Consider the following 19243-nt stretch of genomic DNA (forward strand, 5'->3'; position numbering starts at 1 on the left):
AACTAATTCCTAATTCTTCTGGCCATCCTAATCAATGCCTTAAACCTATTTACTTAACGAAAATGGTTTGTCGCTTTCGCCCAATCCTCTATTTAAAGCAGGTTTACTATCCATTTCAAGTTTCAAAACCCCACCTTTCATGATATCGCTGTGCGTAATAAAATTTTTGGTATAATCCTTTCCATTCAGCTTAGCTGATTTTATATAAACGTTGGTCGCACTATTTGCTTCTGCATCTATAATAAATTTCTTACCATTCTCTAAATTGATTGTTGTTTTCTTAAACGCAGGGCTTCCCAAAACATATTCACCTGAACCCGGAGTAACGCTGTAAAACCCTAAAGCACTTAATACATACCAAGAGGAAGTTTGTCCTTGATCTTCATCTCCAGGATAACCATTTTCGGTTGCATCGTATAATTTATGCATCACTTCTCGGGCGTGAAACTGTGCTTTCCAAGGTTGATTTGCATAATTATATAAATAAACCATGTGCTGAATCGGCTGATTTCCATGCGCATACTGACCCATATTGGCCATCACCATCTCCGTCATTTCATGGATCATTCCACCATAGCTACCCACATTAACTTTGTTAGGCTCGCTAAAAACGGAATCCAGTTTTGCTGTGAAATTCTGATTCCCGCCCATCATGTTGATTAATCCTTTGGTATCTTGAAAAACAGACCATTGCCAATGCCAAGCATTACCTTCAGTAAAAGGTCCGCCCCACTCTGTCGGGTCGAAGTTCGGTGACCATTGTCCGTTTTCGTTTTTACCACGCATAAATCGGGTCGATGGGTCATAGACATTTTTGTAATTATACATTGGCTTTTCAAAAACCTCCATATAATGTTTATCACCAATCATTTTTGCCAACTCATAAGCGCAATAATCATCGTAAGCATATTCTAATGTTTTGGCCGTAGCCTCTCTGTATTTTGGATAAGGCACGTAACCAATTTTATTGTATTCGGTAACGCCATCTCTCCCATTTGCTGGCCCCCATGGCCCCTTATTCATGGCTTCATGGTAATAAGCATCAAGCGCCCTTTTAGGATCAAAAGTTCTGATCCCTTTAGCCCAAGCATCAGCCAATAAAGAAATTGCATGATTGCCGATCATACTTCCTGCCTCGCTCGGAAACGACCAAGAAGGCAACCATCCGCACTGATCGTAAGCATCAAGCATGGCTTGCATATATCTGCCATGCATTTCTGGCTGAACCAGGGAATTTAATGGAAACTGAGCTCGGAAGGTATCCCAAAAACCAGTATCGGTAAACATATAACCTTCGTGCACTTTACCATCATACGGACTAAAATAATACGGCTTTCCATTTTTATCCAACTCATAAAATTTGCGTGAGAATAAACTTGCTCTAAAGAAACATGAATAAAAAGTTTCCATATCCGCTTTAGATCCACCTTCTACTTCTACCTTTCCTAAAGATTTATTCCAAACCGCAGCAGCATTATCTTTAGTGTTTTCTAAAGTTTTATCTGCTCCAAGTTCTCTTTTTAAATTAAGTTCGGCTTGCTCTAAACTGATGTATGATGATGCCGTTTTAACCTGAACCTTTGCTCCTGCTTCAAATTCAATGTAAGCGCCTTTTCCTAAACCTTCTGCCGAAGTAGAATCTGCCGTAATCGTATTTCCCTTATTTTCCCAAGTTCCATAAGCTTTAATCGGTTGATCAAACTCAACTACGAAATAACTTTTCCAGCCTCTTTTAAACCCTTCTCCATTATTTACAAAACCTGTTATTTTATTTTCCTTCGGATAAATTTTTACACCACTTAATCGAGTATATCCATCTAAAATTAAAAAGCTCTTTTTCCCTTTTGGATAAGTAAAACGAAGATGCGCACCTCTTTCTGAAGGTGAAATTTCTGTAGTTATCTGGTTATCAAACTTTACTTTATAATAGTTTGGCTTGGCAATTTCATCAGCATGGCTAAATTTGGCTTCTCGCTTATTTTCATCAACTACCAATTTATCAACCATGGGCATAAAAGAAAAAACGGCATAATCTCTGGTCCACGAACTGCATTGATGCGCCTGTTGAAAGCCTCTAATTTTATCTTTAAAATATTGATATTTCCATCCATCACCGTTTCTTCCGGTTTGGGGTGTCCAAGTGTGCATTCCAAATGGCAATGCAGTAGTTGGATAGGTGTTTCCTCTGGTTAGTTCGTGCTTGGAGTTGGTTCCCTGCAAGGTGTTAACGTAGTGAACCCAATCTTTCTGCTGTGCCAATAACCCCTTGGCAATTAGGCAGAATAAAATGGATGCGATTAATTTTAGTTTCATTTGTGTATTTGTGTGTGTGTTTATTTTTACCAGCGGATGTTAACCTCTACACCTTCGCTGAAATTTTCAAAGCCTAATAAAAGCGTTTTCGATTTTTCATCCCATTCATTTTTTGTTAGGGATAAATCTGTTCCGCCTTTTTTTACTATAATATTTGTTGGTTTTGCGGGCAATAAAATCCGCATGATGTTATTTGTATTGGATGGACTTTTTGCAATAAATGTGTAACTACTTTTAGTTACCACTTCATCGGTTGCTCTTGCAGCAGCGGCTAAAATTTGTGGTCTATTTTTATTTTCTACTTTAGAAATATTAAATAGATAAGCTTGCGTGCCCGGTTGAATGAGTTTTTCATTAACGATAGGCAATTCTGGATTAAACAAATCGATAAAAAGTCCTTCTAACTTTAATGGCTCCTTGCTTTCACTTTCATCTAAAACCGCAGCAATTATAAAAGGATCACGTTCTAAAACAAAGTTATTTTTGGTGATAAATGGCCCTGCTTTTGCTTCGGTTTCATAAGCTTCTTTAATGGTACTGATGAATTCACCATCGCCATTGGCTTTCATAATGAGTTCTTTAGGGTCTTTTCTTACGATAAATACTTTCCCTTTTCCAACCTGATAACTGGTTTTAACTGCCTTTTCATCAATCCCCAATAAACCGAATAAATGTTCAGAAGGTGCTTTAAAAGTATTCCCTCCTGTGTTCCACCACTCTTTTACATTTTGAAACGGATCATTATCTCTCCCATAATAAACCAAAACACCACCATTCTTTACCCATTTAACCAAATCTTCATGATTTTCTGCAGATGCCGGTTTCATGTTCGAATAAGTCATGATCAATACCTTCAGATCTTTCAGCGTATTTTTATTCGCTAAATTTTCCATGTGTACGGTTTCTACCGGCACGCCATGCTTTAACAAAGGAATTGCCATTCCATAAAAATTAGATAGGTATGGATCGCTATAACCTGGGTGCGTTGGGTAATTTTGAAACATCAAGGAGTTAGAAAGTAAAACCCCAATTCCCTGACTGCCATTTAATTTGTTTTTTGATAAAGGCATTTGATTTAGAGAATTCACCATAACCTGCATCTGCGTTGCGTAAGCAGGAGATATTGGCTGTTTTTCTTGCATACCTTGAACGCTAAACTTGCCTTTATAAATCCTATTTGGCCACGGCATTACCTCGTAATTATCAACCATAGGGTACAATAATTCTGCAGTGAAAGTTGCTTGATAATTAATTTTGTAATCATCCCAAGATCTTGCTCTATCCTCTATCGGATCAGTTAAAAAGAAAATCTTTCTTCCAGTTGGGGCAGTCATAGAAACCATTGAGCCATACTCTAAAAAAGCATTTTCGAAAACACGTTCCTTACTTTTTCCATTATAAAAAACTGGTTCGCGAGAGGTGCCTGTCCAAACTTGCGCAATGTAGCCGTCCATGCCGTCTAAATTTGCCAAACTCGCCTCCGGACTAACGATATGCCACGAAGAATAATTTAACAAAGAGTGGGTAGGCACGAAACATTTTACTCTTTTGCCTATGCTTTGGCTGTAACTTTTAACGTAGCTAAAAACTTCTTTTAAGGCATTAAAATACAACTGGTATTTAAGTTTTGAAGATAAATAAGTTGCCTCAGGCGATTCATGTTGAGCCATCCAAGGGAAACCGTAATAATTTTGCCATTCCTTTTTAAAGGCATCGCCATATCCAGCTCTAGCCCAAAACTCTGGTTCTTCTAAATAAATTGCGGTAACGCCTGCATCAATTGCTCTTTTTACATGAGTTTTCATGTAAGCAATGTAGCTTGGGGTTGGTAAAGTATATGGAACATTTTTTCCATGCCAAATGGTTTCTCCATTCTGCATCATCTGGCCTTCATCTAAATGATTTTTGCCATCCCATTCGCCCAAAAAATAATCTTTGTATTGGCCCCAGGCAATCCCCGTCATAAACTGGACTTCGTAACCCTTATCTCTATAACCTTTTACACGTTCTTCAAAGTTGCCATTGTTATCGTTTATGCCATACACCATGGCAATATCCGATCGTACATCATAATCTGCACTCCATGGTGCAGAAACCTGAAAAGAAGTTTTTTCTTTAAATTTTACTTGCGCTAAAACATCGCTTTGCGTGAGAGAAACCACGATTGCGGTTAATATTATTGCGTAAAATGTTTGGTTTCTCATATTTTAATAGGTGATAAAATTATGAGCAAGAAAAAGGCAATGTAAATCTGTTTTTCATAGTGATGATTATAATTTTCAAAGTGATGTCTGCATCAGTAGCTTGCAAGCGTCGCCCGAAAAGGTGTTCTCATTATTCGATATTCCATTTATCAGCCAAAAGCTTTATAAAGTAACCGCCTACAACGCTTCTAGCCTGGAAGCCTGTCATTTTTCCATTGGTCGTTTCATGCCAATCGCTCAAAGGAACGCGACTAACCGTTTCGTTTGCATATTTATAAATTGGATGGATAAATTTTTGGAAATCTGCCTGATTATCCGCTAAAGTCGCAGTCCACATAATCCAATCAGATTTAGTGTAAGTTCTGCGACTATCCAATGGCAAGCCGAAATCTTTTTGTTTTGTTAAGTAAAAATTAATCTCCTTTTTATAAACAGTTGCAGGGAAAAGATCAAGTTTTAAAAGCTTATCCCAAACCAAATTATATTTCTGACTCCAAGTATTTTTATCGTTAAATGTTAAGGCATAATGGTCGCCATCATCGGCAAGTTTCATCCAGTTTTTGGCCATTTCTAAGGCAGCTGTTCTGTATTTAGTAGCAATTTCAGTTTTACCCAATTTTTCGGCCATTTGCGCATAACCACCCAAAGCCACAATTGCTTTTACAGATAAATTTGCATTACGAGCCAAATGACCCGCAAAGTCGTCTGTACATAATTGATTTGCAGGATCGAAACCTTCTCTCAACAAATAATCTGCCCAAACAGACATTACTTCCCAATGCTTTTCTGCATATTTTGCATTACCTTCTGCCTTGGTAATCGCTGCTGTTAAAATGATCATGTTTCCAGCTTCTTCAACCGGCATATCTTCACCATAAGTTTGACCATTTGCTACAGGATAAGTTCCTAAATCATGTGCAGCGAAAGGTTTTTTCCATTTTCCACTTTCAGAGTAATGAAAAATACCGTTAAGCATACCTTTTAATAACTCTGGGTTATAAACCAAATATTGTGGTGCCGATGGATAAGTAACATCAACGGTATTGATCGATCCATTACTGAAATTCTCTTTAGATAAGAATAAGATATCGCCATTTGGAGCATACACAATTTTGTGTGCGGCAACGCTTTGTCGGTAAACTAACTTGCATAAATCGGCATATTCTTTACCGCCAGCTTTTTTGGCATCGGCGTAAAGCTGAGCATCAAAAGCACTTGTTTTAGCTTTTAATTCAATGTATTGATTGTTTGCTGTAGCCAATAGATCATCGAAATTATCTTTTCCAGATGGGTTCCAAACCGGAGATAATTTTTCGCCAAAATATTCAACCGGTTTAAGGTCATCATAACCTAACATTACATACTTTTCTACAGGGGAAGCAGTAACCGAACCAAATGGGATAACACTGCTTAAATCTAATGTTCTACTATTTAAAACCTCCGATTTTGATGGATATTGAGCACTGGTGAAGCTTTTTAAGTTTTCACTTTGTTGCCCTATAAATTGTTTAGCATTAAACTTTGATGGTACGGCAACGTATATATATCCCCAATCAATTCGTACATCATCACCACGTTTTTTCAAAATTGGTTGTTCTACCGTTCCAGCTTTTAAAATGGATAAATTATTTTTTGAACTTTTCCAAGCAGAAACTTCTTGGCCTGGTGTGTTAACAGCTAGGTTGGATGAAGCACTAAAATAAACATCAACCTTGTGCGCTTTTGCATCGGTAGATTTAACCGTGTAACTGATGTAACTAATCGGCCTTGCGCTTAGTTTAATGTCATTAAGTAACAATGGCGAGGTAAATGTTACTTGCAAATTAACCTTTCCGCAGGTAAAAGTATAATTGGTTTTTGTTGCCTCTACACTTACATTTGTTTGTGTTGCAGGAGCGATATTTGTACCACTTGGTGTTTCCTCGACTATACCGGCATCTAAATGTCTTCCACCTGCAGTGTTTTTGCAATGAATAGCCAAAATGTTATCGCCTGATTTTAAAACGCCCTCTGGAATTGGCAAATAGATATAATCTGATACGTATCCTCTTTTTTGGTAAATAATTTTACCGTTTAAAAATACAATTACATTATCATCATGGTTAAGCTTTAAATATTTTTTAGCTGATGAAACATTCGATACTGAGAATTTTCTTCTGAAGTAAATATCATCCGTATTCCATTTGGTTTTCGCCGAATTGTCATCGCCAAAAGGTGCACTGTCCTTTTTCCATTCACTATCATTAAAGGCGAGTGTGTTCCAAGATTCTTCTGGTTTAGAAAATGTATAACTGGCTTGATAGTTTTGTTCATCAGCAGCTGGAAGAATTGGTTTGTAAGTTTTGGTTTCAGCACCTAGAAAACGATAAAATTTATCATCAACCTTAATTACGCCCAATAAAGATTGTTCTTTCCCTGTCCAATGTTTTGTTGCCGATTGATTAAGCTGATCTCCAAAAGACCAAATACTAAAATAAGCATCGTGTGTAATAAGTGGATAAGCTGGCGCTTTGTCTTGTCCGTTTGAATTTAAACCGAATAGTAAGCAAATCGCTATCAGGCAAAGGTTTCTCATAATAATTTATTTGGTTGTATTAAATTCATAAAAGGTTTTACTAAATTGATAACGCTTTATTAATCAAAATTTTAACGGAAAAATCCGTCTTAAAATTTTGTTTGGAGAAAGGACTTTTATCGAGTTAACGTAAAACGTTTTACTAAATTCAATATTAGAGAATTTTCAGCCATATCGAAACTGCCTTTTGTAATATTAATGTTACAGTAAAATATTAATTTCTAATGATCAGCTTCGCTGGGATAATAACTTGTTGGTTTTCTAGTTTTGTTTTAGAAGATAATTGACTTAAAATCAATTTTATAACCGTTTCCGCAATCTCCTCTAAAGGTTGTTGTACTGTAGAAATACTTGGCGTATGGAGTTCGAATGCTTCATGATCATCGTATGCAATTACTGCAAAATCATCGCCTATTTTCTTGTTAATCTGCTTTAAAACTTTTAATCCACTAATGGCTAAATAGTTGGTTGCGAACAAAACTGCGTCGATCTTTTTAGATTCAAGCAACGTTTTTATCTGGCTAATGGTTTCAGCTTCTTCTTGGTTGAAGTGAACTTTTACCACCAAATCATCACTGTAAGCAATGCCATTATCCTCTAAAGCTTTTTTATAACCTTCGTAACGCTCGGTAATTTGTTGTACATCAATATCGGTTGTAACCAAAGCAATATTCTTTTTGCCTTGTTTAATAAAACTTTCTATCGATTGGTATGAAGCATTAAAGTGATCGGCCCCAACATAATTGGTATCTACATCGGGTAAATTTCTATCGAATAAAATAACAGGCTTGTTATCGGTTAAAAGCATATTGATGTCTTCTTCTATACCTTTAATTGGAGAAATAATGTAAGCATCAACCTTTCTAGACTTGAACATATTGATCAATTCTTTGGCTTTTTCTACACTATTTTCTGTACTGGAATAAATAATTTTATAACCTCTTTTATATGCTTTGTCTTCAATTAATCTTGCAATTCTAGAAAAGAAGGAGTTAGAAATATCCTCAATAATTAATCCTATAATATTAGAATTACCTGTTCTTAAACTTCTTGCAATCTGATTAGGCTTGTACCCACTTTCTTCGATAATTTTTTCGACCTTTTCTATTACGGCTTCGCTGATGGATTTCTCTTTAGCTTTGCCATTAATAATAAAAGAAACTGTTGTTATGGATACATTAGCCTGTACCGCTATGTCTTTAATCGAAAGCGTTTTCATTTATGAAAGTGTTCTTTATTTGGTTAGGATACTCAAACCAAAAATACGTAAAAATACTGATTATAATTTTGGCTAATATAAAGGTTAATATTTAAATTTCTTTTAATGTTAATCGATTTAGACAATCCTTTATTATCCTTTTGTAAGTGAATTTTGACATATTTTATCTGAAACAAACATATAATGCAAAAGGCGCCGTTAAGCGCCTTTTGTATTTAGTTAGTATCCTGGATTTTGTGTCAACTTCGGATTTAAGTCTCTTTGTCTCTGTGGAATTGGATATAGACTCTTCGTTGCCGATGATGCCGTATGATCCCACCAAGTACCGGTAGTAAATTTACCAAATCGAATTAAATCATCTCTTCTAAACCCTTCGAAAATGAATTCTCTACCGCGTTCTGCAAGCAATTCATCCATGGTTAATGTTGCTGTAGTGTAAGTATTTGCTGGCCAAGTAGCGGCTGTGTAAGCTCTTTGCTTGCAAGTATTGATAAGCGTAACCGCATCTGCAGTTGCAGCACCACCATTTTTACGCATTAAAGCTTCTGCTTTGGCAAAATAGATCCATGTTAAGCGATAAACATTCCAATCGGTATTGTTGTAATTTGGATCTGGTTCAACTTTAACACCATTAACTATCCCTGCAACAGAATTACCAAGTTTATATTTATTGAAACGCACACCACTATTTTCTTCACCTTCGCTCATGGTAGAAACGGTAGAACCTTTACTATTTTTCTGAATATTATCCACAAAAGATAAAGGCTTATCTGCATACTCTACTGTACCCAAAACAGGAGAAACACCGTCAGCAAATTTAATTTGCGGACCGAATAATAACCAGTTGGTTTTTCGTAAATCGTCTGTTCCATAGGTTGTGTAAACTCCGGGAACTAATACAATTCCATCGTTACCGTTTCTACCACCTCCATAAATATCCTTTTGGGCAAAATGATAAAATTCACCTGTCCAAGAGGGTTCAAATTTGGCTCTTGTGTAATCGTATGCGATAGAAAAAATTACCTCTTTTGATAAATCATTGGTATTTTTAAATTGATCGGTAATGTTTGGATCTAAAGCCATTGCGCCATTCTGTCCCCCGGCCTGACTGGTAATTAACTTATCTGCAGCTGCGATACAATCATCCCAACGTGCCGTTCCTGTCCAAACTTCTGCATTTAAATAAAGTTCGACCAACATAGCGTAACCACTTGCTTGAGACATACGGCCCAACATTGCTCTAGATAATTTTGGAACATTATTTATGTTATCCAAAATCTCTTTTTCTACAAAGTTGAAGACCTCTTTCCTACTTGTTGTAGTTGGGTAAATAGGATTAGCAGGATCTGCTGGTTCTGTTGCAAGCGGAATGCCACCAAAAAGATCCATCAATTTTAAAAAGTGGAATGCACGTAACAGTTTCAACTCTGATATGTAAGCATTTTTTTCATCCTGAGTGATTCCCATTGAAGCAATATCTCGAGTGCTGATGTTTGCAATCGGGTCATTACAATACCCAACGCCACCATACATAAGCGACCAAGCGTTGTTTATTCCGCCTTCATCAACCGTCCAAGTGTGATAGTGCAGTCTTTTCCATTTTCCTCCATCTTCACCATGTGGACCTTTAGTTGGCCACGCCAATTGATCGCCAGACATTTCTGCCAATCGCCACCAACCATCTTGTTGAGATGGAGTTACCCACGCATTAGCATGAGTATATGGCCTTAAAACAGCAGAAAGTACTTCATTTTTATTTGTATAAAACTTATCTGCCGGGATTACATCGTACGCATTTTCATCAAGCTTGGTACAAGCACTGCTCATGCCTATAATTGCTATTAATGCGCTATATATTATTGATTTGTTTTTCATTATCGTATAAATTAAAAGCCAACGTTAACACCAAAAAGGAAAGAACGAGTACTTGGATAAGCACCACGGTTATCAACTCCAGGACCTAAACCAGTATCTTGAATGAAATCAGGATCGTTTCCAGAATAACCGGTAATAGTGGCTAAATTTTGACCAGTAGCATAAACACGGAGATTACGGATCAACTTAGTTTTCAATTTGATATTGTAACCCAAAGTAACCTCATCAATTTTCACATTCGTTCCACTTTCCAAATAGTAGTCAGAGTACATGAAAGTATCATTGATTTGGCTATACTTATCAAATGCCTCACTTAAATAATTAGATCCTTTGATAGATGGGTTACCATAAGTTAAAGCCGTTGTGTTTAAAATCTGGTAATCGAATTTACCTCTTAAAAACACCCTTAAATCCCAGTTTTTGTAGGCGAAATTTGCAGTATATGATGCATAATACTTCGGAATTGCATTGCCAATTGGCGCCAAATCTGTTAAGTCTTTATCTTTAGAATAGTTGATCTTATCATTAGTAACCGCTTCACCGTTTCTGTTAAAGAATAACCATTTGCCTTGCGCATTAAAGCCTGCAAATCGTTTACCCCAAAATACACCCAAGTCTTCTCCTTCGTAAGTGGTAATGGCATCTCCTAAATCTCCAGCACCGCCAATACCACCAAAGGTTTTGTATTTTACGGTGTAGATATCGTTAGAATAAGAATCTAACTTATTTTTAATTGTACTTCCTGTAAAGTCCATACTGAAGGTGAAATCCTTATTTTTCACGGCAGTATAACTTAATGCCAGCTCAATACCTTTTGATGAAATGGTACCTACGTTAGCAAAAATTGAAGATTGAACATAAGGAGGTTGAGGCGTAGTATAAGTGTCCAATAAATCTTTAGTTGTTCTATCAAATAAATCTAATGAACCTGTTAACTTACTCCCGAACAAGGTAAAATCGGCACCAATATTGGTTTCTCGTTTACTTTCCCATTTAAGAAATGGATTGGCATTTCTGGTTGGACCGTAAGTTTCGCGATAAGAACCATCTGGATAAAGATATTTTCCACCTGTTCCTAAAACAACTCTTGATGCATTATTTTCGAAACCAGAGTTACCTGTTACACCATAACCCACTCTTAATTTTAAATAGTTTACCCATTTAATATTTTTCATGAAGTTTTCTTCGGTCACGTTCCAACCTACAGATACTGCAGGGAAACTTCCCCATTTGTTGTTATCACCAAATCTTGAAGAACCTTCTCTTCTTAAAATAAATTGGGCTAGGTATTTACCATCAAAGGCATAATTAACACGACCAAAGAATGCGATCAGGGTATTATCATTTTTGAAACTTCCTAGTGATGCTTTACCATCGGCCAAAGCCTGACCTTGATTTAGATTATCCTCATTAAATTGATCATTCAAGAAACCACGATTATTCGCATCCTGACCCTCTTCAATGTAGTAACGATAACTATAACCAGCAACTGCAGAAATTGAATGTCTTTTAGCAATTACCGTGTTATAAGATAAGGTTGGCTCCAAAGCAAATGCTTGAGATAAGAAATTACTTTTGAAACCATAGCCTCCATTTGGATAATCACTATTCTCAACAGAATTTTCACTTGCGATAAGTGCATAGCCGCCATCTAAATAACTATCTCTTTGCACAGACCCAAAAACAGAAGCTTTAAGTCCTTTAATAATATCCAAATCTGCTTTTAAATCTGCAGAGCTGGTTTGTTGCTTCCGATAATTTGTTTCTTGAAATAACCGGGCATATTGATTGGTACTTTGATTATCGAAATAATAATTGCCATCTGGTTTGAAGATTAGCGTTGTAGGATTTTTCGCCTGCTCTTCTTCCCAACCTCCACCGCCTAATAAATTTGCGTTGTTAAAGTTGGTGGCTAAATTCATCTGGATGTTTAATTTATCATCCAATCCTTTCTGATTTACATTTAACCTAAGGGTATATTCTTTACGTTCGTTTTCTTTAGCTATACCTTCTAAATCGCGGTAATTTATACTTGCTCTATAGCTCGTTTTATCTGTTCCGCCAGAAAGAGAAAGGTTATGATTTTGCGATAAATTGCCATGATTAACCAATAGATTATACAAATCATTATCGCCTCCTCTATCAATAGCGTCAATTTGTTTTGAGGCAATTTTGGCTCTAAATTCATCAGCAGTTAAAAAGTCTAATCTATTTTGAATAAATTCTTTACGGATATAGGCAGAATAATTAAAGGTTGGTGCTCCTGGTTTTCCTTTTTTGGTGGTAATTAAAATTACCCCAGCATTTGCACTGGTACCATAAATTGCCGCACCCGATCCATCTTTCAAAACATCGACAGATAAAATGTCATCTTGCTGAAGTAGATCTGGATTACCGCCGGGAATTCCATCAATTACAAAAAGTGGGCTCGCACTTCCTGTAACGGAAACTACTCCACGCAATTGTACGCTTGGGCCAGAATTTGGATTTGAACCGCTAGATCGGGTAATATTCAATCCTGCAACCTTACCCTGAATTAAATCTAAAGCATTTCGTGCTCCACCTTGCCGAAACTGTGCGGTATCGATGTGCGTAACGGCCGAGGTAACTTCTTTTGTTTTTAAAGTACCATAACCAACCACCACAACTTCATCCAATTTCTGGGAATCGGAAGGAACAAGCTTTACAGATAAAGGCGTGCTTCCATTCCCTGCAGGCAAGGATCGGGTGGCATAACCGATATAACTAAATTCCAACACATCCGTTGGAGCGGAAACCTTAATGGAAAACTTTCCGTTTTCTTGGGTAACCGAACCGCCAGTTTTCCCACGTACTTTAATTCCAACTCCGGGCAAACCAATGTTTTTTTCATCTAAAACAACTCCGGTAATGGTGTTTTGTCCGGCTTGGCCAGCTGGCGTTGCTGTTGCAGTAGGCACGGCCGGTTCTGTTGGCGGTGGTGTTGCAATAACTGGGCTTGCACCACCTAAAGGATTTACAGGCGCTTTTACCGAATCTGCAGGTTTTGCAACAGGTACTTTTTTGCTCGTGTCTTTTTTGGAGGTGTCTTTTTTAGTTGTGTCTTGCTGAAAATAATTGAGGCTGTAATTTTTGTTTTCGCTCTTTAATTTTGCAAACAACTGGGGGCTTGAAAGTAGGATCAGGCATAGGAAACCTGAAAACCTAAGTAAAATGTTTTTCATTGGCACTCACTAGTTTAGTTTATAATTAGTTACATAATGCGACCAATAATTCACTTAATTAACGAGAGCGATAGAATTAATTAGGGATGATTAGGATTTTCCGCAAAACGATTTAGTAACACCTTAAACCGTGTTTTGTTTTAAAAAAAATGAAAAATACTCTAAAAAGTTACATTGGGGGAAACTATTTTCCGTGGAGGTAAGCGCAAATTAATTTGGCTGTTTTTGCTGATGCACCCGGTGTTCCCATCAAATTTAATAGGCCATCATAGTCGCTTAACATTTGCGCTCGGCCCTGTCCTTCAAGGATCTGTACCAGTTCTTGATTTAGCCTTTCGGTGTTGCAATCTTCTTGAATAAGCTCGGTTACAATCTTCTTATTTACAATTAAATTAACCAAAGAAATAAATTTAATTTTCACCAGCATTCTTGCAATTGCTATAGAAATTGTTCCGCCTTTGTAAACCACAACTTGCGGAACTTTAAATAATGCGGTTTCTAATGTAGCTGTTCCCGAAGCTACAATTGCTACGTGTGCATTATGCAATAAATTATAAGTGCTGTTAAACAAAAGGTGTACTTTTTTATCGCCAGTAAATTGATGGTAATAACTTTCGTTAAAGGTTGGAGCTGCTGCAATGGCGAAAATATAATCGGGATTTTGAGTGGTTATACTCAACATAGCAGGCAATAATCTTTCTATTTCCTGTTTCCTGCTTCCAGGTAAAAAGGCAATAATTTTTTTGTCTCCTAATTGATGGTTCGCTCTGAAATTTAAATCGGGTGTAAACTGAGCAATTTCATCCAACAATGGATTCCCAACATAATCTACACCCATTCCCCACTCCTTATAAAAATCGACTTCGAAAGGTAAAATGCAGAACATTTTATCTACATCTCTCTTAATTTTTAAAACCCTTTTTTGATTCCATGCCCAAATTTTTGGAGAAATATAATAGCAAACTTTAATGCCATTCTTTTTGGCAAACTCTGCTATTTTTAAATTAAACCCAGGAAAATCAATTAAGATTAAAACATCTGGTTTCCAGTTTAAAATATCTTCTTTGCAAGCTTTTAGATTTTTAAAAATTGTACGCAGATTTAATACCACTTCAGTAAAACCCATAAAGGCCATATCTGCATAATGCTTTACCAACTCTCCACCTTCCGCTTGCATTTTATCGCCACCAAAATACCGAAATACAGCATCGCCATCTTCAGCTTTTAATGCTTTCATTAAATTGGCACCGTGTAAATCGCCAGATGCTTCTCCGGCTACGAGGTAGTATTTCATTTTTTATCATTTATCGTCATTGCGAGGAACGAAGCAATCTTATAAGCATATCCGATTTAAGATTGCTTCGTGCCTCGCAATGACGGAATCAATTTTAAAGTACCTTATAAAAGAAAAAAGCAAAAGCACATAAAAATGTGGCTGCTAAAATTCCTCTGCCAATATTTTCTTTGTTGTATTTAAAAAAGTATTGCATGGTATAGGCATTTATTGCAATACCGCCAATGTACAATAAATCTGCTTTAGCCAAATAAACTACATGGGTAATAATGTAGTAAGCAAGGGAACATAAAATGGCGGGTGTTATAAGGCCAATTGCCAAACCCACCCAAACGGAATTGTTTAATTTTTTAAGTTTTTCGTTCATCAGCTGAAAGGATTATCCTAAATTTAATCCATCAGGTGCAGAAATTTTATTTTGAAGCGACTTGTCCTGATCATCACCTTTGTGCACAAAATCCCAGCTGTTTAGCATTTGGATGGCATGATGTGCGGTTAAATCAAACTGAACAGGAACGATAGAAACATAATTATGTTCCAATGCCCAAACATCTGTATCCTCTCCTTTATCAAAATTTTGAAACACGCCAGTTAACCAATAATAAGGTCTTTTATAGGGATCAATTCTTTCTTCAAAATCTTCTGCCCATTTAGCATTGGCTTGTCGGCAAATTTTAATTCCTTTTAAATGATCACCTTTTGGGAAGTTTACATTTAACAAAGTTCCTTCGGGCAAACCATGCTCTAGAACCTGCTGGCAAATGGTTTTTATATATTTTTTGGTAAAACTGAAATCCGCATCCGCAGCAAAATCATCCATAGAAAAACCAATTGAAGGAATTTTTTCTATTGCACCTTCTACCGCAGCAGACATGGTTCCGGAATAAATTACATTGATGGAATTATTTAATCCGTGGTTAATTCCTGAAACGCACAAATCTGGTTTCTTGCCTTTAAAAATTTTATTTACGGCAATTTTCACACAATCTACCGGTGTACCGCTGCATTTATACATTTCTACACCAGGGTAAAGATCAACCTTATCAAAACGAATGGGTTTGCCTATGGTAATGGCGTGGCCCATTCCGCTCTGCGGACTATCGGGTGCAACCACTACCACATTTCCAATTTCCTGCATCACTTCCATCAGGTTTTTTATACCTGTGGCGGTTATCCCATCATCATTAACAACTAAAATATTGGGTTTTGTGCTTTGCTTTGTCATGGCGGTAAAAATACAGATTATAAAATTTAAGCAACAATAAACCTCAATTTTATGTATAAAAATCAATACCCACTAACTCTTTAGTTATTAAATTGAAAAAGCATTTCATTCGATAAATAAAAGCATATATCTTTGGGTAAATAACTTATTAAAAATGAAGCTTCTAATTTGGAAAAATTAACCACCAAATAGAATTCATATTCATAAAAACCCAAATCAAACAAATGAAGTTCAAACTATTTACTTTAGCTTGTTTTCTAATTACTGGATCATTTGCACAAGCGCAAACCAGTTATCAGTGGAAAACAGGAACATCTGGTGGTTATACTTTTAAGTATGTAACCAACGATCCGACCAAAACACGTTTTTATACTTTAAAAAACGGACTTACTGTAATTTTATCGCAGAACAATAAAGAACCAAATATCGTGTTTAAAATGGCTGTTAGGGCTGGTAGCAATACAGATCCAAGAACCAACACAGGTTTGGCGCATTATTTAGAACACCTTCTTTTTAAAGGAACGGATAAGTTCGGAACAATGAATTACGCTAAAGAAAAGCCTTATCTGGATAAAATTGAGGCCCTTTACGAAACCTATAACAAAACGACTGATCCAGCAAAACGTAAAGAAATTTACAAGGAAATTGATAAAACTTCTGGTGAAGCTTCTAATTATTCTATCGCAAATGAGTACGATAAAATGATGAAATCGATTGGTAGCGAACAAACCAATGCACATACCTCTGTTGAAGAAACCGTTTACGAAGAAAATCTGCCTTCAAACGCAATTGATAAGTTTTTAGCTGTTCAAGCGGAACGTTTCCGTGCTCCTGTTTTCCGTATTTTCCATACAGAGCTTGAGGCTGTTTATGAAGAGAAAAATATCGGTATGGATAGTGATCAACGTAAAATGTACGAGAGAATGCTTTATGCTTTGTTTCCTACCCATAATTACGGTCAACAAACTACCATTGGTACAATAGAGCATTTAAAAAATCCTTCTTTAGTAGAAATTAGAAAATATTACAACAAGTATTATGTGCCAAATAATATGGCCTTGATTATGTCTGGTGATATTAACTATGATGATTTGGTTAAAAAAATCGACAAAGATTTCGCTTACATGGTTCCAAAGCCATTTGCACTTTATAATCCAGCTCCAGAAAAACCTTTAACAACGATTCAAAAAGTTGATATTAATGGTCCAAGTGCAGAAAGTTTATACGTTGCTTATCGCGGTTTTGCTCAAAATACCCACCAAAGTTTATTGTTAGATTTAATTGGAAGTATTTTATCAAACGGCAAAGCAGGTTTGCTTGATATTAACCTAAACAAACAGCAGAAAGTTTTAAGAGCTGGCGCTGGCTACAATCAAATGAAAGATTATGGAATCTTTATTTTATCAGCTTCACCTAAAGCCGGACAAAGTTTAGAAGATGCTCAGAAATTATTATTGGAGCAGGTTGATTTGTTAAAGAAAGGCGAATTTGATGAAAGCTTGATTAAAGCTACAGTTGCAAACACGAAATTGGGCGAGCTTCAGGCTTATGATAACAATGATGCTCGTGCTGATGCAACAATGACTGCTTTTATTGAAAACAGAGGTACAGAATGGGATAAAACCCTAGCCTCTACCGATGCAATGGGTAAAGTAACCAAAAAAGAAATTGTAGAATTCGCAAACAAGTTTTTCATTAACAATTACGTTTCTGTTCTTAAACACAAAGGCGAAGATAAAAGCATCTTAAAAGTAGAAAAACCAACCATTACTGCTGTTAAAACAAATGTAAACGAGGTTTCTCCATTTACTAAAAGCGTTATAGAATCGCCGGTAAAACCAATTGCACCTAAGTTTTTAGATTACACTAAAGATTTATCTTTTGGTAAAGCAGGCATTGCCGATGTAATTTATGTGCAGAATGCCGAAAACAGTATTTTCCGTATGAGTTACCGTTTCGATATGGGTTCTTACAACTCTAAACTTTTACCTTACGCAGCGCAATATCTTGCTTTTTTAAGTACCGATAAATATTCTGCAGAAGATATTAGCAAAGCTTTTTACAACATTGCCTGTAGCTATAATGTAAATGTGGGCACCGATGTAACTACGGTTTCCATCAGTGGATTACAAGAAAATTTCGATAAAGCAGTTGCTTTGGTTGAAGATGTACTTGCAAACTGCAAACCAAACGAAAAAGCTTTGGAAGATTTAAAAGGTCGTTTATTGAAAGCGAGAGATAACGCGAAATTAAACAAAGCCTCTATTCTTGGTGGTTTAATGAGTTATGCGCAATTCGGTGCAGATAATCCATTTAATTATGGTTTAACTAATGATGAAATCAAGAACATGAAATCGGCAGATTTGATTAACATCTTGCATACATTAACCAGCTTCAAGCACACAATTACCTATTTTGGCCCTAAAGCTTTACCAGCATTTACTACCGATATTACGAAAGTTCATACTTTGCCTGCATCGTTTACGCCTGCAACGCCAATAAAAAAATTCGCTTATACCGTAACAGATGCCAACAAAGTTTACTTTGCTGATTATGATATGGTACAGGCAGAAATTCGTTGGATTCGTAACGGTGGTTTATACGATCCTGCAAACGCTGCAAAAATTAGTTTATTTAACAACTACTTCGGTGGCGGCATGGGTTCTGTAGTATTCCAAACCATCCGCGAATCGAAAGCATTGGCTTATTCTACGTTCGCCGTTTACTCATCGCCAAACAGTAAAGAGAAAGAAAATACGGTTGTGGCTTACGTGGGTACACAGGCCGATAAAATGAATGATGCTGTTGCTGGCATGAATGAACTATTAACCACTTTGCCTGAATCGGATAAATCTTACGACTTATCTAAAAACAACGCATTGAATGGCTTAGAAACTGCTCGTATTACAAAAGACGGAATTATCTACACTTACCTTGCAGATAAGAAATTAGGTTTCGATCACGATTCTAGGATTGATGAGTATGCTAATTTGAAACCTTTAACTTTTGCTGATATAAATGCTTTTCACAAAAGTAATCTTTCTGGCAAACCGTACGATTATTGTATCGTTGCTTCAGAAAAGAAAATTAATATGGCAGATTTAGCAAAACTAGGGCCTGTAACTAAATTAAGTTTAGAGCAGATTTTCGGATACTAGATTAGTCTTAAACTTTAAGCTTAAAAGCGGTTCTCAGAAATGGGAATCGCTTTTTTTATTGAATGATAAAATGAAATTTCTTTAATATTTGGAAACGGAGGTAAGGATCCATTTGGCTTAAGTATCCCCAGTCATTCGCTAAATTGAAGAACATAGCTAACGCTACTGTATGGCTTA

General features: G+C 36.4%; 10 protein-coding genes. 1 reads left to right on the forward strand and 9 read right to left on the reverse strand.

The genetic code is table 11. From position 1 onward, the window contains the following. Window positions 1-45: 45 nt before the first annotated feature. From H7U22_RS14130 to surE, 9 genes are all read right to left on the reverse strand, one after another. The gene (locus H7U22_RS14130; RefSeq protein WP_187072006.1) at window positions 46-2313 is read right to left on the reverse strand and encodes a GH92 family glycosyl hydrolase; all 2268 of its coding nucleotides are present in this window, start codon (window positions 2311-2313) and stop codon (window positions 46-48) included. Window positions 2314-2339: 26 nt separating this feature from the next. Further along, window positions 2340-4517 (reverse strand): hypothetical protein, encoded by a 2178-nt coding sequence (locus H7U22_RS14135; RefSeq protein WP_187072007.1) that lies wholly within the window; start codon window positions 4515-4517, stop codon window positions 2340-2342. A gap of 130 nt (window positions 4518-4647) precedes the next feature. Next, window positions 4648-7092, reverse strand: coding sequence for a glutaminase family protein (locus H7U22_RS14140; RefSeq protein WP_187072008.1), 2445 nt, complete (start codon window positions 7090-7092; stop codon window positions 4648-4650). A 214-nt stretch (window positions 7093-7306) separates the two neighbouring features. Beyond that, window positions 7307-8311: a LacI family DNA-binding transcriptional regulator gene (locus tag H7U22_RS14145; RefSeq protein WP_187072009.1), complete on the reverse strand. Its 1005-nt coding sequence runs from the start codon at window positions 8309-8311 to the stop codon at window positions 7307-7309. 219 nt (window positions 8312-8530) lie between these two features. After that, the gene (locus H7U22_RS14150; protein WP_187072010.1) at window positions 8531-10186 is read right to left on the reverse strand and encodes a RagB/SusD family nutrient uptake outer membrane protein; all 1656 of its coding nucleotides are present in this window, start codon (window positions 10184-10186) and stop codon (window positions 8531-8533) included. Between the two features lie 11 nt (window positions 10187-10197). Beyond that, window positions 10198-13389, reverse strand: a complete 3192-nt coding sequence (locus tag H7U22_RS14155; protein ID WP_187072011.1) for a SusC/RagA family TonB-linked outer membrane protein — start codon at window positions 13387-13389, stop codon at window positions 10198-10200. Window positions 13390-13573: 184 nt separating this feature from the next. Beyond that, complete coding sequence (gene lpxB / locus H7U22_RS14160) at window positions 13574-14683, reverse strand: lipid-A-disaccharide synthase (protein ID WP_187072012.1); 1110 nt, start codon at window positions 14681-14683, stop codon at window positions 13574-13576. A 94-nt stretch (window positions 14684-14777) separates the two neighbouring features. After that, window positions 14778-15050, reverse strand: coding sequence for a stationary phase survival protein SurE (locus H7U22_RS14165; protein WP_187072013.1), 273 nt, complete (start codon window positions 15048-15050; stop codon window positions 14778-14780). A 12-nt stretch (window positions 15051-15062) separates the two neighbouring features. Continuing rightward, window positions 15063-15908 carry a 5'/3'-nucleotidase SurE gene (surE, locus tag H7U22_RS14170; protein ID WP_187072014.1) on the reverse strand — a complete coding sequence of 282 codons (846 nt, stop codon included), beginning with the start codon at window positions 15906-15908 and terminating at the stop codon, window positions 15063-15065. Window positions 15909-16132: 224 nt separating this feature from the next. On the opposite strand from surE, the gene H7U22_RS14175 reads away from it, so the two are divergent. Further along, window positions 16133-19066: a M16 family metallopeptidase gene (locus tag H7U22_RS14175; protein ID WP_187072015.1), complete on the forward strand. Its 2934-nt coding sequence runs from the start codon at window positions 16133-16135 to the stop codon at window positions 19064-19066. The last annotated feature ends 177 nt before the right edge of the window (window positions 19067-19243 follow it).

Origin of the sequence: Pedobacter fastidiosus (assembly GCF_014306625.1) — a bacterium.
Lineage (GTDB): Bacteria > Bacteroidota > Bacteroidia > Sphingobacteriales > Sphingobacteriaceae > Pedobacter > Pedobacter fastidiosus.